This is a genomic window from Pseudarcicella hirudinis (assembly GCF_900115665.1).
GTDB lineage: Bacteria > Bacteroidota > Bacteroidia > Cytophagales > Spirosomataceae > Pseudarcicella > Pseudarcicella hirudinis.
On record NZ_FOXH01000015.1, the window covers coordinates 134,415 to 156,704 of the forward strand.

Here is a 22,290-nt window from a genome sequence, read left to right on the forward strand (position 1 = left end):
GCTGAAAACTTTTGAAATCCAAAATCCGGAAGAAGATTTTCTTTGTTTAAAAAATCAAAAACTTACCTCAATGAATCAAAAAACATTATTCATTTCTTTGGCGAAAATAATATTGCTGGCAGTACCCCTTTTCTTTCTGACCAGTTGGATATGGCAGTCTGGAAAGCCTCAGTCTGACAAAGAATTATCTGATGAACTTTTTAAAAATCCTTCTCAGGAATACGGAATCCGTTGCTGGTGGTGGTGGTTGAATGGAAATGTTACAAAGGAGGCAATTACCCGTGATCTGGAAGAGATGAAAGCCAAAGGTTTTAGCGGTGCCTGTATTTTCGATGCAGGAGGGCAGAATCAAAGAGGAAACGGCGATGTACCGGAAGGTCCTCTCTGGGGTTCACCAGCCTGGAAAGATCTGTATGTTCATGCCATTAATGAAGCAGACCGGCTGGGTTTGGTTATGTCTCTGAGTATTCAAAGCGGATGGAATCTCGGAGGGCCGGATGTCACACCTGCTGAGGCAGCAAAACAGGTTGTTTATTCTGAAATTTCTGTGAAAGGCGGCAGAAGAATTACTGAAAAATTAGCATTGCCTAAAATTCACGATGATTTTTATGAAGATATTGTGGTTCTTGCTCTTCCTTCAAAAAACTTTGCCAACCGGGCCCCGATACGTGATCTATCCAATAAAACAGCCTCTAAGGAAGTCGGATGGTCTGCACCGGAAACAAGACCTTTACTTTTTGATGTCCCAGCTACAGAGAATGAGGAGGACGGAAAGCCTGATGATGTAATTAATCTGACAGAGAAATACAAAAATGGTGTTCTTGACTGGGAAGCTCCGGCAGGGGAATGGGTTATTTTAAGAATGGGTTATACGACAACGCATGCTGAAGTTTCAACATCCAGTGGGAAATGGCAGGGCAGAGTTTTAGATTATTTAAGTGAAAAACACTTTAATCGTTATTGGGATACCCATGTTGAACCTTTGCTTACCATAATAGGAAGTAAAGCAGGAAAAACCCTGCGATATCTGCAAACAGACAGCTTTGAAGCGGGAGGGCTGAATTGGACAGAAGGTTTTGAAAAGGAATTTCGCCAGCGGAGAGGGTATGATCCTATGCCATATATGCCGATTCTGGCAGGGAAAATCATCGGGAATCGTGATATAAGTAACCGTTTTTTAGCAGATTTCCGCAAAACAATCAGTGATTGTATTTCTGATAAACATTACAGGCTTTTTGCAGAAAGAGCCAGAAAGTTTGGCATAGGTATTCAGCCTGAATCTGCCGGACCTCATGCCGGGCCTTTTGATGGCTTAAAGAATTATGGTCATAGTGAGATTATGATGAGCGAATTCTGGTCACCTTCACCTCACCGGTCGAAACCTGTGGATCGCTTTTTTGTAAAACAAGCAGCCAGTGCGGCAAAAATTTATGGCAAAAAACTGGTAGGGGCCGAGTCTTTCACCACGATCGGCCCTCATTGGAATGATGTGATCTGGACTAATATGAAATCTGCTGCCGATCATGAATTTTGTGCCGGACTTAATCTGATCTATTTGCATACATTTACCTGTTCTCCTAAAGAAATGGGCATACCGGGTCAGGAATACTTTGCCGGAACACATTTTAATCCGAATGTTACCTGGTGGAATTATTCGACAGGGTTTATAAAATACCTCAGCAGAATTCATTACCTCATGCAGGAAGGTACCAGTCAGGCCGATGTGCTATATTATTACGGTGACCATATCCCAAATGTAGGACGCTATAAAGATGACGATCCTGCCGGAGCACTTCCCGGGTATGATTATGATCTTATCAATGAAGACAAATTATTAGCTCTGACTTTCCGCAATGGTAAAATAACCCTACCTCATGGTGCAACTTACAGGATTCTGGCTTTACCGGATCATCAGGTTTTATCATTGGCGGCTTTGAAAAAAGTGGCTGAGTTAGTAGAACACGGAGCTACAATTGTAGGCAGAAAAACTTTGTCCACTGCCAGTTTGGTTGATTTCAGGAATGCTGAGAAACTTAGAGCAGAGATTGCTGATAAGCTGTGGGGAGAAGGCATTTCTGCAAAAGGACAAAAGAAAGTAGGAAAAGGAATGGTTTTCTGGGGAGCAACGGCTAAGGAAGTTTTAGGTGCCGAAGGTATACAGCCTGATTTGCAGATAATTAATGCTTCTGCTGAATCAACATTTGACTACATCCACAGAAAATGGAATAATACAGATTATTTCTTCATTTCAAATCAGACGCTTAATGGTAAAAAAGCAGAAGTCAGTTTCAGAATTTCCGGAAAACTCCCTGAGTTGTGGAATGCTGTTACCGGAGAAATTCGCCCTGCTGCTGCATTCAGACAGGAAAATGGCAGAACAATTGTTCCTTTGACATTTGATCCGTACGGGTCATGGTTTGTTGTATTCAGAAAAACAATTCCTTCTGCTGAGCATGGCAAAAAGGCTGATAATTTTACTGAATTTCAGAAAGTCATGACGTTGAATGGAACATGGGATGTGAAATTTGATACTAAATGGGGAGGGCCTGCAACTGCAAAATTTGAAAAACTCGAAAGCTGGACGCAAAGACCTGAAGATGGAATTAAATATTACTCAGGAACAGCAGTTTATCGTAAGACGTTTGATATACCGAAAATTGATTCAAAAAAGCTGCTTTTCCTTGATTTAGGACAGGTCCTTGATGTAGGAGTGGCAAAGATCAGATTAAATGGCAAAGACCTTGGAATCGTTTGGACTCCTCCATTCAGAGTTCCTGTTTCCGGGATTGTAAAAGGGAAAGATAATGTATTGGAAATTGAAGTAACTAATTCCTGGAGAAACCGATTGGTAGGAGATCGGGAGAAGCCTGAAAGTGAAAGATTTACTAAGACAAATGTCAGAATTCTTCCGGAATGGAAATTACTGGATTCCGGTTTGATGGGTCCTGTAGAAGTTCTTCAGGCCCAGTAGCAATCCTAAAAAAACTTCCTGTGGCATGTGGCACTACTGTGTATGCGCATGATCCACAGTCAGCAATGAAATATGAAGTGTTTTGTGTGCCACAAACCATGGGGATGCGCCCAGTAGCAATCCTAAAAAACTTCCCGTGGCATGTGGCACACATGCCACTTACAGTGTACGCAGATGATCCGCAGTCGGCAATGACATATGAAATGTTTTGTGTGCCACAAACCACGGGGAGGTAAAAACAAAAAATCCCGGATTTTCATCAATCCGGGATTTTTATGATTTTATGGCATATTTCTACAAAACAAAGCCAACACCTACAGTAGAATGAGAAAACTCATCCACTAAAATGAATGCTCCGTTAGAAGGATTGTATTCATATTTATCAGCAAAAATCGGTTTGGCAGTTTTAAGGGTAACTTCACCGATTTCATTCAGTTTTAATTCAGAAACTTCAGTACTTGTTTCCTGATTTACCACATCAATTTTACTGTTTAATGAAACAATCTTAGATTTTGAATCATTAATACCATGTTGTAAAATATAGTTTTTCCCTGACGTTAATGCCTGTGAATCCATCCAGCAGATTCTTGCTTTGATTTCTTTTAACGGCTGAAGCTGGCTGGTTGTTTTAACCAACATGTTTCCGCGGCTTACATCCACATCAGTTTCCAAAGTAATTACTACAGATTCTTTTGCTCCGGCACTTTGTAATTTCTGACCAAATTTTTCAATGGTCGCAATTTTAGAAGTTTGTCCGGTTGGTAAAACCGTAATCTCATCTCCGGTCTTGAATGTACCACTCGAAATTTTGCCGGCATAACCTCTGTAATCATGAAATTCTTCTGTTTTAGGACGAACTACAAATTGAACAGGGAAACGGGCAGGCAATTTGACATTCATTGATTCGATGTCAATATTTTCAAGTTCTTCTAACAAAGGTTTTCCTTCATACCAGGTAATTTCTTCGGACTGAGTAGTGATGTTCTGACCATACAGAGAAGAAATAGGAATAAAAGAGATTTCCTGTCCTTCAAAACTTACTTTATCAGCCAGTCTTTTGAAATCAGTTACAATTTCATTGAAACGCTCCTGAGAATATCCGACAAGGTCCATTTTGTTAACACAAACAATAACCTTAGGAATTCTAAGCATTGAAGAAATGAAGAAATGGCGGAAAGTTTGTTCCAGTACACCATTTCTGGCATCTACCAGAATCATTGATACTTTAGTATTCGAAGCACCGGTAACCATGTTACGGGTGTACTCGAAGTGGCCGGGGGTATCGGCAATAATGTATTTGCGTTTTGGGGTAGAAAAATAGATGTTTGCCACATCAATTGTAATACCTTGTTCACGCTCTGCAATTAAACCGTCAGTTAGTAAAGATAAATCCAGAAAGTCCAGACCTTTACGTTTTGAAGCACTTTCCAATGCCTCAATTTTATCACGGGTAATAGAATTGGTTTCGTATAATAAACGGCCGATTAATGTGCTTTTCCCATCATCAACTGAACCTGCTGTTGCTATTCTTAAAATATCCATTGTATCAATTTTGAATGATTGAATGATAGAACTTTGAATTTCTGAATCAGAATTTCAAAAGATTTTGAGTGAAAATTTATGGTTATTCACTCATTCCGGCATTCAAAACTAAAAATATCCTTGTTGTTTACGTTTTTCCATAGCTGCTTCCGAACGTTTATCATCAATTCTGGCACCGCGTTCTGAAATTTCAGCTGAGAGGATTTCACCAATAATATCGTCAAGTTCAACTGCCTCTGACTGTACCGCAGCGGTACAGGTCATATCTCCTACGGTCCGGAAACGAACAGTTTCTTCGAAAGGAATTTCATCAGCTTCTTTGTTAAGGTATTCAGAATCAGCCCAAAGCATACCATCTCTCTCAATTACCTGACGTTTGTGAGAGTAATAAATAGATGGAATAGCCATTTCCTCTTCCTTGATATAATTCCAGACATCCAGTTCAGTCCAGTTGGAAATCGGGAAAACACGTACATTTTCTCCGATGGAAATCCTTCCGTTCAGCATATCGAATAATTCCGGACGCTGGCGTTTGGCATCCCATTGCCCGAAATCGTCTCTTACCGAGAAGATACGTTCTTTGGCACGGGCTTTTTCCTCATCACGGCGTGCCCCGCCGATACAGGCATCAAATTTGAATTCTTCAATAGCGTCTAAAAGCGTAACCGTTTGCAACGCATTTCTGGAAGCATATTTTCCGGTTTCCTCTTTTACCTTTCCCTGATTGATAGAATCCTGAACGTAACGGACAATCAGTTCCGCTCCGGTTTCTTTGGCCAGCCAGTCTCTGAATTCAATAGTTTCAGGAAAGTTATGGCCAGTATCAACATGTAAAAGCGGGAAAGGAATTTTACCGGGATAAAAAGCCTTTTGCGCCAGTCTGACAAGAGTAATAGAGTCTTTTCCTCCCGAAAACAAAAGAGCAGGCTTCTCGAATTGCGCCACTACTTCTCGCATGATGTAAATGGCTTCATCTTCCAGCTCTCTTGGGAAGATACCATGTTTCGCAGAGGAAATCTTGGATTTTGTTATATCGGATAATGAACTCATTGCTTTTGGTAATAAAATGTATAACAGGCTGCCGCCCAATTAAAATTTAATCAAAGTTATCAAAGAATCAGCCAGGCTGATTTCAGATCAGGAGTGTAAACCACATTCCTTTTGAGATACTTCCCACCACCATCTGCCCGCCCGGGGATTTTCACCTTCTGTGATGGCTCTGGTACAAGGCAGACATCCGATTGAAATAAAGCCTTTTCTATGAAGCGGACTGTCCGGAACACGGTTTTCCTTGATATAAGCCAGTATCTCATCATATGTCCAGTGTATAAGCGGATTGAATTTAATTACCTTGTTGGCTTCATCCCACTCTACAATTTCCATATCGGCTCTGTTTTCTGATTGCTCAGACCTTAATCCGGTAATCCATACCTCCGCCCCTGTTAAAGCTCTTTTCAGGGGTTCGATTTTACGGATATAACAACATTCTTTCCGGTTTTCTACCGATTCATAAAAGCTGTGAAATCCTTTTTCTTTCACAAGTGCTTCAACTCTTTCTGCTTTCGGGAAAAAAGTAGTAAAAGATTTTTTGTATTTCGCCCTTGTGGAATCCATCAGTTCATACGTTTCCTGAAAAAGCCTTCCAGTATCAAGCGTAAAAACATTGATGTTTAAATCATTTTTAAAAATGGCATCGGTAATAACCTGATCTTCCTGTCCGAACGACGAAGAGAAAACCACTTTACCTTCAGTATAGTTATTTGCCATGTATCGTAACCCATCTACTAAGGAGAGGCCTTCCAACGATTGTTTTAACTGACTTAAATCTGACATAAGATATGACCAGGATACAGAAAATAGAAATGTAAGATGAGAAAAATCAAAAGTTTACATTAAATTCTGTAAGATGGAATTTAAATTGAAATGCAAAATTACCCAAAGTCTATTGATTTAATAGTTTACTGACGAAAATATTTTTTCAAATAATATCTAAAGCTTAAAAATTTACGTTATATTTAAGAAAATTGGTACAGGAAACGAGGTTTCGGGTATCGGTTTATTTTCTAAACAAATAGGAATTATACTTTGGTTCTTTCTTATTGCTTTTTAGATCTGTGTTTGGATCAGTTAAATTTTCCGGGCACTTTATAAACTTAGAATTCTGATTTACTGAAAGAAAGGGTTACATATTACTTTCATTTTCAGAATTTGTAATTCCCTGAACATATGAGCTACGGTTTGGAAGCCTATCTCGAAAAAGCTGAAAGTCATTCCCGGACTTCAGCTATGGACTTAAGATCCCTCCGCAATTTGGTCCGGCAGGGAGAGAGCAGTAGCCTCGAATTTAAGTTAAAAGCCAATCATCCTGAAAAAATTATCCGTGAAATTGTAGCATTTGCCAACTCAGGTGGAGGAAAATTATTGGTGGGAGTCGGGGATGATAAGAGTATTCCGGGTTTGAAATTTGTTGATGAGGATGAATATGTTCTGGTAAGGGCTCTTGAGAAATTTTGTTTTCCGAAGGTAGATTACGAACTGGAAAGGGTTCATGTTTCAGATGAAAGGGAAATACTGGTTTTTACCATTCCGCCAAGTCTTAAAAAACCTCATTACGTCCAGTTGACAAATGATCCTCTTCCTAAAGCCTATGTCCGCGTGCAGGATCGCTCAGTTCAGGCCAGCAAGGAGATTAAACAGATACTGAGAAGAGAGAATGATGAAGGGGTGAAATTTTCGTATGGAGAGAAGGAGCAAAAACTGTTTCATTATCTTGAAGAAAATAAAAGAATATCAGTTGATTTGTTTTCACAGATTGCTGATATTTCCAGAAAATCCGCCTCACATACATTGGTTTTATTAGTTTTGGCAAATGTTTTGAAAGTTCATCCTGATGAAATCGTTGACTGGTATTCAATGGCCTGAGTTTGTAAAAAATATCAATGGGAAATCTTTATAAAAAAGGGCTTCAGACCCTGCTGTTTTTCTCTGTAATCGGAGTAATATCACTTTCCTGCTCAAAAAAAGCAGCAGATGCGCCTGTCGTGCAGCCAACAGAGAAAGCTTCCTGGGACTTATTACAGGAAAGAATCCTTACACCTACCTGTGCTACTTCAGGATGTCACCTTTCTACCGGTGATGGTACATATGCCCAACATGGGCTGGTGCTTGAAAAATCAGTTGCTTATCAGAATCTGGTTGGTGTTGCACCTAAAAATCAGTTGGCATTGGCTGATGGATTTTTGAGAGTAAAAGCCTATAAATCCCTGGAAAGCCTTTTCTTTCACAAACTCAACTGGGATGCATCACATCATGGAGGGAAACAGTACGGATCGCCTATGCCATTGGGAGGTACAGCCCTTACAGTCGGTCAGATTGAATTTGTGAGAAGATGGATTGAAGCCGGCGCACCGCAAAAAGGAAGTGTTGTGGATACTACGCTCCTCAATGACAAAACACCAAGTGTAACCAGTTCTGAAACATTCGATGCGCTGGCTACTCCTGCTGCTGAAGGCAAACAAGGCTATCAATTGAAAGTGGATCAGTTTGTTATTCAGCCTAATTTTGAGAGAGAATTATTTGTAAGAAGAGCTATTGGAAACCAGTCGGATATATATGTAAGCAGAATCAGGTTGAAATCCAGGGCTAATAGTCATCATTTGGTTTTATATGATTTTCGTGACAAGACGCAGTTACCGGCAATTGATCAGGTCCGAGATTTAAGGAACCCAGATAATACCTTAAATCTTTCTACGGTTCTGACTATGTCAAATCATGTATTTCTGGGTGGAGGTACTGATACTAACTCTGATTATGTTTTTCCGGAAGGAACTGCATTGATGCTTCCAGCTGGAATGACCGTAGATCTGAATCCGCATTATTTCAATAAAACGACAGATAGTAAATACGGTGAAAATTATATAAACCTTTATACGGTTGATAAGTCTTCGGTTAAGTATGTCGTAAAAACCATCGATTTTAACAATACTAAAATAGATCTTCCTGCTAATCAGAGAACTACCATCACTACAGATTTCAAATTCTTAAAAGATGTAAAAATTGTGGCATTAACTTCACATAACCATAAGTTAGGGGAGAAATTTGTAATAAAAATCAAAGGTGGAACAAGAGACGGGGAGGTAGTTTATGAAAGTACCGATTGGGAACATCCCAACATGATTAATTATAAAACACCGATTGAACTCAAAAAAGGTGAGGGGCTCACTTCTATTGTAACTTATAATAACACCACTAAAAATAAAGTGAGTTTCGGCTTGACTTCTGAGGATGAAATGGACATCATTTTCGGATATTATTATGAGGAGTAGCCCGTAGAAGTTTTGTCGTGGAGGATAATTATAGTGTTGCCAGAGGTTTTCTTCTGAAAAATATCTTTGTAGTTCCCTGTCTGTCCGGAATACAGGAAGAGATGGAACTCAGAGACTCACTGAACTCAAATGCTGCAAGTAAATTCAATAAATCTTTCGGGCGGGCGTTATTGTTCTCAATTTGCCTGAACGTATCTGAAATTTAAAAAATTATTGTATTTTGTTATTACCTGCCGTTCTTTAGTTGAAAAGCCTGAAGAAAGTAAGGAATCGGAAATGCTTTCGTTTAATTCGGAAGCATTCATGGCTCTTGCATAATAAAGCGCTCTGTTTTTTTGACAAATAATTCAATTCCGGAGATATCAAGACAGACAGAACAATTAAAGTAATTAATATCGGAAAAGGAAAAAAGTACCTGGTATCGTTTTTCTGTAACTGATTTTGGACCGGTTATCAGGAATTTCAGAATCAGGAATCAGTTGTTAAATATTGCATTCAAAGTACAGTGCGGATTTCTTCAGATAAGTATGCCTGCTTCAAAGTAAAATGTAGTCATATAAGAATCAAAATAATGTAACTTAAGTAAGATATTTTAGGATGATTGAAGTTTGTTTACAGAAAAACAAAACATGCTCTTTACAAAAAAATTCCTTTTTTTATAATAATTCAATGAAGGTATTATATTTGCTGACTTTTGAAATATTAACCCGGAATATATTAAGAACTATTACTAAAACAAGTAAAAATTGTAATTTACTATGATTAATTTGCTGTTAATCAAACAATTACAATAACTTCCACTATGGAGCACAAGAATATGGACAAAGCCACTCTAGCTGGATTGCTAGTGGCTATGGGAATTATTTATGGTGATATTGGCACCTCACCGCTTTATGTAATGCAAGCCATAGTCGGCACATCACCTATTAATGAGGTTTCTGTTTTAGGTGGTTTGTCCTGCATTTTCTGGACGCTTACTTTGCAAACCACAATCAAGTATGTGATCCTTATTTTAAGAGCGGATAACAAAGGAGAAGGAGGGATTTTTGCTTTGTTTGCATTAGTTCGGCGTCATGCCAAATGGCTTACGGTTCCTGCAATTATCGGAGGGTCAGCCTTGCTTGCTGACGGGATTATTACACCACCGATCTCTGTGGCTTCGGCTATTGAAGGATTAAGAATGATTAAACCTGACATAGAGACCGTTCCGATTATTATAGCCATTCTTACGGGATTATTTATGTTCCAGATTTTCGGAACAAATGTGGTTGGTAAATTCTTCGGGCCAATCATGCTGGTTTGGTTTTCTATGCTCGGCTTTTTCGGAGTTTACTGGATTGCTCAAAACTGGACTATTTTCAAAGCCATTTCACCTTATTATGCTTACCAGTTATTAACCAGTACCCAGAATGGAGAAAGCGGTTTCTGGATATTGGGAGCGGTATTTCTTTGTACCACCGGAGCGGAGGCTTTGTATTCCGATCTCGGACACTGCGGAAGAGGGAATATCAGATTTAGCTGGGTATTTGTGAAAATTTGTTTACTACTTCAATATTTCGGACAGGGAGCCTGGTTATTAATTCATCAGAATGAATTGCTGAACGGCCGTAAACCTATCTTCGAACTAATGCCAGGATGGTTCCTGATCTGGGGAATTGCTGTCGCCACTGCTGCGGCGATTATTGCCAGCCAGGCCTTGATCTCAGGTTCATTTACACTGATTGCGGAAGCTATTCGTCTTAACTTCTGGCCTAAAGTTCGTTTGCATTATCCATCCGATCAGAAAGGACAATTATATGTGCCAAGTATGAATATCTTATTGTGGATGGGCTGTGTAGGTGTGGTATTATGGTTCAAGGAATCGTCGAACATGGAAGCGGCTTATGGTTTGGCTATTACTCTTACCATGTTAATGACTACAGCTCTGATGGCTTACTATTTACATATCAAGAAATTCGATATGTGGTGGATCGTAATCTTCATTGCAGTTTATGTGGCCATTGAGGGGTCATTTTTGATTGCCAACCTGCGTAAATTTGTTCACGGAGGTTATGTGTCTCTTTTCATTGCCGGTTTAATTATAACCTTAATGGTTATCTGGTATCGTGCATTTATCATAAAAATGCGATTGACGGAATACGTAAAACTGAGTGAATACATTGAACCGCTGAAGGAGCTGAGTAAGGATATGAGTATTCCGAAATATGCTACACATATTGTATTTATGTCTAATGCGGCAAGATCTACTGAAATAGAATCTAAAATTATCTATTCAATTTTTCAGAAAAGACCTAAAAGAGCAGATATTTATTGGTTTGTACACGTTGACACCATGGATGATCCTTATACTATGGAATATAAAGTGAATGTGATTGAACCTGACGATATTATTAAAATTACCTTCAAACTCGGTTTCAGGGTTGAACAGAAAATTAACCTGTATTTCCGGAAGGTAGTAGAGGATATGGTGAAAAAAGGAGAGGTGGATCTTACTTCCCGCTATGAGTCACTTAATAAGCAGAATGTAATCGGAGATTTCCGTTTCGTGGTACTGGAGAAATTCCTTTCTTATGAAAATGACCTTCCTCTTGTTGAAGGCTTAATTATGAAGGCGTACTTCTTTGTAAAGCAGTTTACCAATTCTGAGGATAAATGGTTTGGTTTGGACAGCAGCGCTGTGAAACTGGAGAAAGTACCATTGATCATTCGTCCGGTAGAAAACGTACGCCTGAAGCGGGTGGAATAGCCGTTTAGCATCTCAAAATATTGATTTTACGAAGAAACAGATAACAGTAAATAGTATGTCAACCATATTCACTAAAATTGTAAACGGAGAAATTCCAAGCCATAAAATTGCTGAAGACGAGAATTTCCTTGCCTTTTTAGATATCACACCATTAGTGGAAGGACATGTGCTGGTAATTCCTAAAAAAGAGATTGATTATATTTTTGACCTCGATGATCAGCTGCTTTCAGGATTGATGATTTTCGCTAAGAAAATTGCTCCGGCTATTCAGCAGGCAATTCCCTGTAAAAGAATCGGTGTTTCTGTAATAGGTTTGGAAGTACCTCATACACATGTGCATCTGATCCCGTTGAACACAATGCAGGATATTAACTTTACGAGAGCAAAGATGAAAGTAACGTCGGAAGAGCTGGCACAAACGGCCGAAAAAATCAGGAAATTTCTTTAAAACGAAATAATGAAAAATGTCTGAAAATCAGGAGAGATTTGTTAACCTTTCCCGATTTTCAGGCATTTCTTTATTTTAAATAGTCTTTTAAAATACCAATCTCAGAAGTTGGGGCGGCTTTTTCATACAGAATGTTGTAAACAGCCTTAATAATGGGCATTTCTACTCCATATCTTTCATTGATCTGATGAATACTTTTAACAGCATAATATCCTTCTGCCACCATATTCATTTCCATTTGGGCAGACTTTACGCTGTAACCTCTTCCGATCATATTACCGAAAGTACGGTTTCTTGAAAACTGCGAATAAGCAGTAACCAGGAGGTCTCCCAAATACCCGGAACTGTGTAAATCTCTTTTCGTTTCAGGATAAACAGCATCTAAAAATCGATGGATTTCCTGCATGGCATTTGAAACCATTACCGCCTGAAAATTATCTCCATAACCCAGTCCGTGTGTAATACCGCAGGCGAGGGCAATGATGTTTTTAATGACGGCACAATACTCTACTCCATACAGATCCAGAATGGCATGAGCCTGTAGATAGCGGCAATTCAGCAGGCTGGCAAAATCTTCGGCACAGGCTTTACTCGGAGAAGCAATGGTAAGATATGATTGCTTTTCAAGTGCAACCTCCTCAGCATGGCATGGACCCGCAATTACGCAAAGGTTGGTTTGAGGTACCCCAAACTCCTTTTCTATCCAGTCGGTTACCAGGAGATTCTCATTAGGAATCATGCCTTTTATGGCAGAAACGACTCTTTTATCCTGAAAATGTCTTCGGTTAAGATTTTTAAGAGCATCCGGAACAAAAGCTGCCGGGACAGCCAAAATAATATATTCGACCCCGTTGAGGGCATCATTCATTTTATGATACGCTTTAACTTTCCTCGGATTGAGAGGAGCATCGGTCAGATAGCTTGGATTGTGGTTATATTTTTTGATAAAATCCACATCCGTTTTCCGGCGAAGCCACCACTTGATTTTTACATTATTTTCTGACAAAATCTTAATAATAGCAGTTGCCCAACTACCTCCGCCCAAGACCGCAATTTGAGTGGGAAGTTTCTTTTTAATTTCAATAATATCTGTCATGAAGCAAAATTATAGATAAAATCATTATCCTGACTTCATCGTAAAGGAAATGATTCAGGTGAAACGCTGTATTTTATTCCTGAAAATAGAAATAATAGTGTCTCAGGTAAAATAAAAGATAATTCCTCTTGCCTGAGAAATCTTCGAAAATAATGAATTACTTTCATTCCATCCTGATTTGTCGATAGTTTCGTAATTTAGTTTTATAAATTCTAAAAATTACCTTAATATCAACAAAACATGAAAAAACTATTATTACTGCTGCTTACTAATTTATTACTCAAACCTCTCTTTGCCCAACAGCCACTTACCGTTGATAAAATCATGGCAGATCCGAAATGGATCGGTGTTTCCCCAGCCAATCTCTTTTGGGGAGAAGATTCAAAAACCATATATTTTAGCTGGAATCCTGAAAAAACAAAAGGAGATTCTCTCTATGCTGCTACTTTCACTGATAAAAAGCCATTTAAGGTCTCTCCTCAGATCAGAAGACAACTGCCTGCTGCCAACGGCGTTTATAATAAAGCCAGAACCTTAAAAATTTACCTGAAAAACGGAGATATTTTTTTGCTTGATACTAAAACACAGACAACCAGACAAATTACGAATACACTGGAAGTGGAAAACAGCGCTGCATTCAGTGGAAATGAACAAAAAATTCTGTTCGTTAAAGCAAATAACTTATTTAGTTTTTCAATTAATTCAGGAGAAATTAATCAGCTGACTAATTTTCTGACAGGTACTAAAAAACCGGATGCAAAATTGTCTGAACAGGAAAAGTGGCTTAAACAGGATCAGCTGGCCTATTTTAAAGTCCTTAAAGAACGTGCTGATAAAAAGAAAGAAGCTGATAAAATCAATAAGGCAGATTTGCCCAGGCGTCCGAAAGAAGTTTACCTTGACGAGAAAAATGTGGATAATATTCAGCTTTCTCCGGATGAAAATTTCATTACTTACCGACTTCTTAAACCTACTTCCGGAGCGAAATCTACTATAGTTCCGAATTATGTGACTGAGTCAGGATTTACAGAAGAACTTCCGGCAAGAACTAAGGTGGGAGCGAGTCTTTCTTCGAGCGAATTGTTTGTTTATAATATCAAAAAAGATACTGTTTATCCGATAGTTACGAAAGATATCCCGGGAATTTCTGACAAAACTGATTTCTCTAAAGATTATCCTGCTAAAAAAGATACTTCAAAAACAAAGAAGGAAGCCAGCCGTAAGGTTTTTGTAAATGGTCCGGTTTGGTCTGAAGACGGACTAAATGCTGTGGTGGTGGTAAGAAGTGAAGACAATAAGGATCGCTGGATTATGCTGTTGGATGTTCAGACCGGGAAGTTAAAGCAATTGGATCGTCAGAGAGATGAAGCATGGATCGCCGGCCCGGGCATCGGAGGCTGGTTTAGTGCAGGAAACCTCGGATGGGTTGATAACCAAATCATCTGGTTCCAGTCTGAAGCAGACGGTTATTCTCATATTTATACAGTTAATGTAAAAACAGGAGAGCATAAGCAATTGACAAAAGGTAAATTTGAAGTGAAAGATGCTGAACTTTCAAAGGATAAGAAATTCTTTTATTTCACATCAAGCGAAGTACATCCCGGTGAGCAGCATTATTACAAAATGAGTATTTTGGGAGGAGAAAGAGTTAAATTGACCAGTATGACCGGAGCTAACTTGGTGGCTCTTTCACCGGATGAAACAAAACTGGCATACTTGTATTCATATGCAAACAAGCCCTGGGAGTTATTTGTACAGGATAATACAGTCTCCGCCAGGCCGATTCAGGTAACACAGTCTCTTTCTGCTGAATTTAAAAGTTATGCATGGATTGATCCTAAAGTAATTACATTTAAAGCCTCTGACGGAGCAGAAGTTTATGCCAGAGTTTATGAAGGAAAAGGGGAAAAAGGGAAGAAACCTGCAGTGATTTTTGTACACGGAGCAGGGTATTTACAAAATGCACATAAATGGTGGAGTCAGTATTTCAGAGAATATATGTTCCATAACCTTTTGGTGGAAAAAGGATATACTGTGCTTGATATTGACTATCGTGCTTCTGCAGGTTACGGACGTGATTGCCGTACGGGAATATATCGTTTTATGGGCGGAAAAGACTTGAGCGATCAGGTGGACGGCGTTAAATATTTAGTGGAAAATCAGGGAGTTGACCCTAAAAGAATCGGTATTTATGGCGGTTCATATGGTGGGTTTATTACGCTGATGGGGCTTTTTACTACACCGGATGTCTTTGCAGCAGGAGCAGCACTCCGACCTGTTACAGATTGGGCTGCCTATAACCACGGTTATACTTCTAATATTCTGAATGAGCCTTTTACTGATTCTCTGGCATATGCCAGAAGCTCTCCGCTTTATCATGCAGAAGGCTTGAAAAATCCATTATTGATTTGTCATGGTATGGTAGATGTAAACGTGCATTTTCAGGATGTTGTAAGGTTATCTCAGCGATTGATTGAATTGAAAAAGGAAAACTGGGAACTTGCCGTATATCCTATGGAAGATCATGGATTTGTGGAACCCAGTTCCTGGACAGATGAATATAAGCGTATTTTAAAACTATTTGAGACAAATCTGAAGAAATGACCGTTCAATAACTAACGGTTTAATTCCTTGTGTTTCCCTGTTTGAAAATCTAAATTTCGGTCGTACCTCAATGTTCGGGGGTACGACTTTTTTTTAACTCAACCTAAAATTATCTTTAATAGGATTTTAACCCTGCTGACTTTATGAAAAAGGTATTATTTTTTTATGCTTTATTATTGATCTCAAATCTGTCTTTTGCCCAGGATATGTATCTCGAATACAAAATATCAGGGATGGTGGATGGTCTTAACAAAGTGTATTTTTCTTCTCTGGGAATGCGTACTGAAAGTGAAATGAATCTGCCAAAAATTGGTAAAATGATGAATGTGACCATTATGTCTAAAGGAAAGCCAAATTCTATTATTACTTTCAACGATAAATCAAAGACTTATACGGTTGTCGAGGTGACTCCTAAAAAAGAGAGCACCGTTAAATATGAGATAAAAGTATTGGGAAATGAGAAAGTCGGGCCTTATAACTGTGTTCATACTTCAGTAGTGGTTGATAAAAGAGGGAATATGGAAATGTGGACCACCAAAGATATTCCGGGGTATCAGGAGATAACTAAATTGGCAAAGATGAATGACAGTTATGGCTCTGAATCAATGTATCAGCAATTGAAAGCAAATAATGCAGACGGAATGGTTGTAAAATATTTGGTAAAGGCCGGAAAAGGAATGAAAATGGAGCTTGTTAAAGCAGAGAAAAGAAATAATGCGGCAAGTTTATTTGAACCGCCTGCTGGATATACGAAAGGTGCTTCTTTTGACCCTGATAAAATTCAGAATATGTCTCCGGAAGAAAAAAAGAAACTGATGGAGAAAATGATGAAACAGTATGGTGGAAAACAATAAGTGGCTTTCGGCAGTCGGCTCTCAGCTTTCGGCCGTCGGTATTAATTCCAATACAAAGTTGGTGGTATAATTAACAGATTCTCAATTGTAGGAGTAATGAAAATTTCCGGAAAAGCCTAAAGTCGAGTTTTTCCGGAGATTTTGTTTTTACTTTCCTTAATTTTTTATGGAAAATCCAGAATTCTAATATAAAGAACTTGGTATAATCAGTTTAAAATCAGTCAATTATATATAGATAAAAAACTAATGCTGACTGCCGATAGCCGACGGCCTGAATCAATTGCGTAATTTTCAAGGAAAGCCGCTTTATTACTGAATAGCCATTTTTACCAGATCAGCTGTATTTTTGGCCTTGGTTTTTTTCATCATATTGGCTCTGTGATTATCTACCGTTCTTATGCTCAGGAATAATTTATCAGCTATTTCCCTGCTGTTCAGGCCCTGAATAATGAGATCCAGAATTTGCTGTTCTTTTGGCGTTATTTTAGCATAAATTCCTCCGGTTGGACTCGCTGCCGTTTTCTGCGCCTGATTCTTGGCTAATAATTCATCAATAATTACTTCTGAGATATCCGGTGGAAAGTATTTTCTTCCTTCTGAAACAGTATGAAGAGCTTTCATGATTTCTTCCTTCCCGGTATCTTTCAATAAATAACCATTGGCTCCGTTTTCAACTGAACTGACAATATAGTCCCGGTTGTTATGCATGGAGAAAATCAATATTTTAACATCAGGATAATTCTCCGAAACAATCTTTGCAGCTTCAATTCCCGACATTTTCGGCATAGTAAGATCAAGAATAACAACATCCGGAAGGAGCTGAGCTATTTTATCTATAGCCTCTAATCCATCGGATGCCTCTCCGACTACTTCAATAGTTTCTTCATCTTCCAAAAGCATTTTCATGCCTTTTCGAACTACATCATGGTCATCTGTAAGCAATACTTTAATTTTTTCCATATATTTAAAAGTTTCGGCCACTGTGAGCAATCTTTTCTGAAAGTGGACGTGGATGTTGTTAATGAAAATACGCTCAAAAAATATTTAGTCCAGTGGTAATTCTACAATCAGTTTGGTTCCTTTACCAGCCCTGGATTCTATCTTAAACTTTCCGTTTAATAATTCTGTTCTGGTCTGCATATTTTTAATGCCGCTTCCTCCCAGTCTTTTCTCAGCACTCAGTTTAATTTTTGATGGATCGAACCCTTTCCCGTTGTCAGCAATTTCAAGTGTTACAAATCCATTTTTAGCTGACAATTGTACTTTTATTTTTGAGGCTTCTGCATATTTTACGGCATTATGTATCGCTTCCTGCGTAATTCTGTAAAGTCCTATTTCGATTTTTTCAGGTAAACGGTTCAATTTTGAACCTGAAAACTCAATCGGCAGGCCAGCTATTTTTGATACCTGCTCAGTAAGAATACGGACTGCCGGAGCAATTCCAAAATCACTTAAAACAGCAGGAGCAAGGTTAAACGAGACCATTCTTGTCGCCTCAATCGTTTCTCCAATCAATATCTGCAGGTCTTCGAATGATCTATTTTGCTTTTCACTTGAAAAGGAAAAGCTTTTTAAATGCTCAGAATGAAGTCTCAAGCCTGTAAGCATTTGTCCGATACCATCGTGTAACTCTCTGGCCAGTCTTTTACGTTCCACTTCCTGCCCTTCGAGTAAAGAAGAAGAACGGACTTTCTCCTCTGCCAGCTGGAATTTATATTTTTCTTCAGTAGCCGCTACCAGCTCTTTTCTGGTTTGAACCAGTGAATCATTGGTTTTAACCAGCGTTTCGTTGATTTGTTGCAACTGACTTTCTGAATCAGTTAGTTTTCGGATTACAACCCTGATATAATTTGCTATTGGTCTGAATATCAGTACTCCTTCCAGCAGCAATACTGTAAATAAAAGAATGAAGAGTATCAACTCAATCCTTTTTGTCCGGTCAACCCGGCTTTGTGCTTCAAGATCATACTCAAAAACAATGTCGTTCATCATTTTTAAATAAGTTCTTTCATTAATCAGAATGTGGTTAAGGGCTTTTTGCAGAACTTCGTTTTTATTTTTTGAAGGTGCCTGAATCGTTTGGCTGATTAGCCTGGCATTTGAGTACATTACCCCGAAAATCGGATCAAGCCGTTGAAACATACTGTCGATCTTAGGGCTGTTTTTAACAGAAATAGTTTTCTCTGCTGTCAGACTGCCGTTTTTAAGTCCGTAATGGCTTTTCGACCATAAATTGGTTATATCAATAATATCCTGACTATAATATTCAGCATCTGCCTGAAAAACTTCCGGTCTGCATAAAAGAACGGCAGTCTTTGATAATTTCTGACTTAACATCCTTTGTCTTCCGGCGATGTTGACAACATGAGCATCATCGAGTAATTCATTCAGAAACAATTGAATAAGAAGCTGCCCAGACATAGATAGCACAGCAACCGTCGTCAACGCAATTACGTATAGACGTGTCAGGCGATGAAATACTTGGGTATCCAATGGTCTCATAACCTGAAATATACTGATATTTTTCAAAAAATTACTCAAACTTTATACTTAATTAACTGGTTGTCAGATTATTTAAACTTTTTCTTGAAATGTTTTCATTTGCACTACGGCTATTAGAAATCAATGTTAAAATCTGTCCGGAAAGCTACATAGGGAACCCTTTCGGGCTCCCTTTATTTTGAATAGAAGTTCAGGGAATTGGCCCTGTTTTATCTTAAAACTTAATAATCAGCTACATGCCTACAAAAACCTTATCTCCTTCAATTTTTACCGGATAAGTTCTGATGTGAAACTCATCTCCTGACAAACATTCTCCGCTTTTCAGCGAAAAGGTTTTTTTGTGGAAAGGACAAGCTACTTTAGGCTCTTCTCCGGCTGAACCGATCATTCCCCTTGACAAAGCCATCTGTTGTCTGTGAGGGCAAAGATTTTGGGTAGCATACCATTCTTTTCTTCTGGAAAAATTATAAATCGCAATTTGTTCTCCCTCGATAAGGGCACATGCCCCTCCATCACTCGGAATATCCTCTACCTGGCATGCCAAATGCCAGGTTATCGGTTTTTCAGTTGTTCTATTGCTCATGTCGATATAAAAATTAAATGCTTGATTTTTACTTTGTAAACACCTCTTTACTTCACCCATTCCATAGCTCTCTTTTGCTCTCTCATTCCTTCAAACTGAATTGTCGGATCTTTTTGCTGAGGAACGTTTACAAAATGAGTAAAGCGTTTTCTGAGCTCGGGATTGTTGACAACTTCCTTCCATTCACAGGCATACGTATCAACCATAAATTGCATTTCCTTTTCCAGAAGCGACCCTATGCTAAGGCTGTCGGAAACTATTACTGATTTTAAGTAAGCAATGCCTCCGTCAAGTTTATTCAGCCAGGTGGCAGTACGGGTTAAAGGTTCGGCAGTTTTGATATAAAACATCAGAAATCTGTCAAGGTATCTGATACAGTCTTCCGAAGAGATATCGCTGGCTAATAAGATTGCATGCTGAGGTTTTGATCCGCCATTTCCACATATATAAAGGTTCCAGCCCTTTTCCGTGGCAATAATGCCGAAATCCTTGCTTTGAGCTTCCGCGCATTCCCGGATACAACCTGAAACACCACCTTTTAATTTATGCGGAGACCTTAAACCTCTGTAACGTTCTTCTATTTCAATAGCAAAAGAGACAGAATCATGTAAGCCGAACCGGCACCAGGTTGAACCTACACAGGATTTTACGGTTCTGAGAGATTTTCCATAAGCATGTCCTGATTCAAAGCCAGCCTCTATTAATTCTTCCCAGATATCCGGCAAATCGCCTACATGGGCTCCAAACATATCAATACGCTGCCCTCCGGTAATTTTTGTGTATAAATTATACTTTTGGGCAACTGTTCCTATCGCTATTAACTTTTCAGGCGTAATTTCTCCGCCGGGAATTCTTGGTACTACAGAATATGTTCCGCCTTTCTGAATATTGGCAAGGTATCTGTCGTTTGAATCCTGAATAGTATCCTGTCCTTTTTTAAGAATCATTTCATTCCATAAACTGGCAAGAATTGAAGCGACTGCGGGTTTACAGACCTCACAACCATCACCTTTCCCCAGAGAATCCAGTACCTCATTATAGGTTTTATGTCCATTGATTTTTACCAGATCAAATAATTCCTGGCGGGTATAATCGAAATGTTCACAGACAATATTTCTGACATAAACACCTTGTTCTTTCAAGGTTCCGTTGATCAGGTCTTTGACCATTGGCACACAGCCTCCGCAACCTGTTCCGGCTTTGGTACATTTCTTAATGCCATCTAAGGTACTGATACCATTTGCTGTAACTTCATGACAAATGTTTCCTTTCGTAACAGCTTCGCATGAACAGATAAGGGCATCATCAGGTAAGCTCATAACGCCCGCACCAGCTTCTTCTGAACCACCACGTGACCCGAGCATCAAATCTTCTGGATTTGGTGGCAGGATGGTCTTATTTTTAACCGTTTGAAGTAACATGTTGTATTGCTCCGCTTCACCGATTAAAATACCTCCAAGGAGCTCTTTCCCGTCCAGTGAAATATTCATCCGTTTATAAATACCTTTCTGGGTATCTTCATAAACGATAGTCTTACAATTCGGAGAGGTAATAAAAGGATCACCATAGCTGGCCACATCCACACCGATCAGTTTCAGCTTGGTTGACATGTCAAATGGCTTGAACTCTTTTTCTCCTCCCAGCAGATTGCTTACAACCACATCAGCCATTTCATAGCCTGGTGCTACCAGGCCATAAATCATATGATGAACCAGGGCGCATTCGCCAATGGCAAAAATGCTGGGATCGGAAGTTTCCATTTTATCATTGACAACGATTCCCCCTCTGGAACCAACGGCAAGACCTGACATCTTTGCTACTTCATCTCTGGGTTTAATTCCCGCAGAAATTACAAGCATATCAACTTCCAGAATGCTGCCATCAGCAAAGAGCATAGATTCGATACGTTCATCTCCCTGAATATCCTGTGTGTTTTTCTGTAAATGAATCTGAATGCCTAATTCATTGAGTTTGTGTTCCAGAATTCTGGAACCAAGATCATCAATTTGTCTTGGCATTAATTTCGGTGCAAATTCGATAACATGCGTATCTCTGATGCCAAGATCAAGCAAAGCTTTTGCAGCTTCCAGTCCGAGTAAACCACCACCAATGACAGCTCCACGTTTGGATTTTTTTGCATGATCCTTCATCATATCCAGATCCTCTATTGTTCTGTAAACAAAAACCCCGTCTTTTTCAACACCCGGAATCGGAGGAACAAAAGGAGCGGAGCCGGTTGCCAATACCAGATAGTCATAACTTTCGACAATACCATGATGTGATCTGACAGTTTTAGTATCTCTGTCTATATCCATTACAGGATCTGAAAGATGGATTCTGATATTGTTTTCAGCATACCATGAAAGCGGAGCCATAGTCAGCTCTTCAATGGTCTTTTGACCAAAATACTCAGAGAGATGAACACGGTCATAAGCTACACGAGGCTCTTCTCCAAAGACCACCAGTTCAAACGATTTGCCTGTGTCTTTTGCGATGAGTTTCTCGCAGAATTTGTAGCCCACCATGCCGTTCCCCACAACGACAATTTTTTTCGGCTTCATAACAATGATTTTTTATGGTAAAATTTTACTACTACTACATATATATAATAACTACAAC

The 22,290-nt window shown here is 39.0% G+C and carries 15 protein-coding genes; 7 read left to right on the forward strand and 8 right to left on the reverse strand.

What is annotated here, in order from left to right:
* Positions 1-70 precede the first annotated feature (70 nt).
* Entirely contained in the window at positions 71-2,971 is a 2,901-nt protein-coding gene (locus BM179_RS20820) for a glycosyl hydrolase (protein WP_092019134.1), read from the forward strand.
* A gap of 294 nt (positions 2,972-3,265) precedes the next feature.
* On the opposite strand, the gene BM179_RS20825 is transcribed toward BM179_RS20820, so the two are convergent.
* The 3 genes from BM179_RS20825 to BM179_RS20835 form a co-directional block, all read right to left on the reverse strand.
* Entirely contained in the window at positions 3,266-4,513 is a 1,248-nt protein-coding gene (locus BM179_RS20825) for a sulfate adenylyltransferase subunit 1 (RefSeq protein WP_092019097.1), read from the reverse strand.
* Between the two features lie 108 nt (positions 4,514-4,621).
* Complete coding sequence (gene cysD, locus BM179_RS20830; protein ID WP_229633005.1) at positions 4,622-5,470, reverse strand: sulfate adenylyltransferase subunit CysD; 849 nt, start codon at positions 5,468-5,470, stop codon at positions 4,622-4,624.
* Between the two features lie 180 nt (positions 5,471-5,650).
* Entirely contained in the window at positions 5,651-6,346 is a 696-nt protein-coding gene (locus BM179_RS20835) for a phosphoadenylyl-sulfate reductase (protein WP_092019099.1), read from the reverse strand.
* 393 nt (positions 6,347-6,739) lie between these two features.
* Here BM179_RS20835 and BM179_RS20840 point away from each other — a divergent pair, with 393 nt between their 5' ends.
* The 4 genes from BM179_RS20840 (at position 6,740) to BM179_RS20855 (ending at position 12,032) form a co-directional block, all read left to right on the forward strand.
* Positions 6,740-7,435 carry an AlbA family DNA-binding domain-containing protein gene (locus tag BM179_RS20840; protein WP_229633001.1) on the forward strand — a complete coding sequence of 232 codons (696 nt, stop codon included), beginning with the start codon at positions 6,740-6,742 and terminating at the stop codon, positions 7,433-7,435.
* A gap of 17 nt (positions 7,436-7,452) precedes the next feature.
* Entirely contained in the window at positions 7,453-8,838 is a 1,386-nt protein-coding gene (locus tag BM179_RS20845; protein WP_092019100.1) for a monooxygenase, read from the forward strand.
* 802 nt (positions 8,839-9,640) lie between these two features.
* Positions 9,641-11,584, forward strand: a complete 1,944-nt coding sequence (locus BM179_RS20850) for a KUP/HAK/KT family potassium transporter (protein WP_092019101.1) — start codon at positions 9,641-9,643, stop codon at positions 11,582-11,584.
* 55 nt (positions 11,585-11,639) lie between these two features.
* Complete coding sequence (locus tag BM179_RS20855; RefSeq protein ID WP_092019102.1) at positions 11,640-12,032, forward strand: HIT family protein; 393 nt, start codon at positions 11,640-11,642, stop codon at positions 12,030-12,032.
* A gap of 70 nt (positions 12,033-12,102) precedes the next feature.
* On the opposite strand, the gene BM179_RS20860 is transcribed toward BM179_RS20855, so the two are convergent.
* A complete protein-coding gene (locus tag BM179_RS20860) occupies positions 12,103-13,128 on the reverse strand; it encodes an NAD(P)H-dependent glycerol-3-phosphate dehydrogenase (RefSeq protein WP_092019103.1) in 1,026 nt (341 codons plus the stop codon).
* A gap of 240 nt (positions 13,129-13,368) precedes the next feature.
* Here BM179_RS20860 and BM179_RS20865 point away from each other — a divergent pair, with 240 nt between their 5' ends.
* Positions 13,369-15,732 carry a S9 family peptidase gene (locus BM179_RS20865; RefSeq protein WP_092019104.1) on the forward strand — a complete coding sequence of 788 codons (2,364 nt, stop codon included), beginning with the start codon at positions 13,369-13,371 and terminating at the stop codon, positions 15,730-15,732.
* A gap of 143 nt (positions 15,733-15,875) precedes the next feature.
* Entirely contained in the window at positions 15,876-16,586 is a 711-nt protein-coding gene (locus tag BM179_RS20870) for a DUF4412 domain-containing protein (RefSeq protein WP_092019105.1), read from the forward strand.
* 309 nt (positions 16,587-16,895) lie between these two features.
* Here BM179_RS20870 and BM179_RS20875 read toward each other — a convergent pair whose 3' ends face one another.
* From BM179_RS20875 to nirB, 4 genes are all read right to left on the reverse strand, one after another.
* Positions 16,896-17,546 (reverse strand): response regulator transcription factor, encoded by a 651-nt coding sequence (locus BM179_RS20875; RefSeq protein ID WP_092019106.1) that lies wholly within the window; start codon positions 17,544-17,546, stop codon positions 16,896-16,898.
* Between the two features lie 84 nt (positions 17,547-17,630).
* Entirely contained in the window at positions 17,631-19,115 is a 1,485-nt protein-coding gene (locus BM179_RS20880; protein WP_229633002.1) for an ATP-binding protein, read from the reverse strand.
* Positions 19,116-19,320: 205 nt separating this feature from the next.
* The gene (nirD, locus tag BM179_RS20885; protein WP_092019136.1) at positions 19,321-19,671 is read right to left on the reverse strand and encodes a nitrite reductase small subunit NirD; all 351 of its coding nucleotides are present in this window, start codon (positions 19,669-19,671) and stop codon (positions 19,321-19,323) included.
* Positions 19,672-19,718: 47 nt separating this feature from the next.
* Complete coding sequence (nirB, locus tag BM179_RS20890; protein ID WP_092019108.1) at positions 19,719-22,232, reverse strand: nitrite reductase large subunit NirB; 2,514 nt, start codon at positions 22,230-22,232, stop codon at positions 19,719-19,721.
* Positions 22,233-22,290: the final 58 nt, after the last annotated feature.

Excerpts from the sequence above, each read along its gene's own strand:
- BM179_RS20855 (WP_092019102.1), top strand. The coding sequence starts at position 11,640 with ATGTCAACCATATTCACTAAAATTGTAAACGGAGAAATTCCAAGCCAT.
- cysD (WP_229633005.1), bottom strand. The coding sequence starts at position 5,470 with ATGCGAGAAGTAGTGGCGCAATTCGAGAAGCCTGCTCTTTTGTTTTCG.
- BM179_RS20845 (WP_092019100.1), top strand. The coding sequence starts at position 7,453 with ATGGGAAATCTTTATAAAAAAGGGCTTCAGACCCTGCTGTTTTTCTCT.
- BM179_RS20865 (WP_092019104.1), top strand. The coding sequence starts at position 13,369 with ATGAAAAAACTATTATTACTGCTGCTTACTAATTTATTACTCAAACCT.
- BM179_RS20825 (WP_092019097.1), bottom strand. The coding sequence starts at position 4,513 with ATGGATATTTTAAGAATAGCAACAGCAGGTTCAGTTGATGATGGGAAA.
- BM179_RS20870 (WP_092019105.1), top strand. The coding sequence starts at position 15,876 with ATGAAAAAGGTATTATTTTTTTATGCTTTATTATTGATCTCAAATCTG.
- BM179_RS20850 (WP_092019101.1), top strand. The coding sequence starts at position 9,641 with ATGGAGCACAAGAATATGGACAAAGCCACTCTAGCTGGATTGCTAGTG.
- BM179_RS20835 (WP_092019099.1), bottom strand. The coding sequence starts at position 6,346 with ATGTCAGATTTAAGTCAGTTAAAACAATCGTTGGAAGGCCTCTCCTTA.
- nirD (WP_092019136.1), bottom strand. The coding sequence starts at position 19,671 with ATGAGCAATAGAACAACTGAAAAACCGATAACCTGGCATTTGGCATGC.
- BM179_RS20860 (WP_092019103.1), bottom strand. The coding sequence starts at position 13,128 with ATGACAGATATTATTGAAATTAAAAAGAAACTTCCCACTCAAATTGCG.
- BM179_RS20840 (WP_229633001.1), top strand. The coding sequence starts at position 6,740 with ATGAGCTACGGTTTGGAAGCCTATCTCGAAAAAGCTGAAAGTCATTCC.
- BM179_RS20820 (WP_092019134.1), top strand. The coding sequence starts at position 71 with ATGAATCAAAAAACATTATTCATTTCTTTGGCGAAAATAATATTGCTG.
- BM179_RS20875 (WP_092019106.1), bottom strand. The coding sequence starts at position 17,546 with ATGGAAAAAATTAAAGTATTGCTTACAGATGACCATGATGTAGTTCGA.
- nirB (WP_092019108.1), bottom strand. The coding sequence starts at position 22,232 with ATGAAGCCGAAAAAAATTGTCGTTGTGGGGAACGGCATGGTGGGCTAC.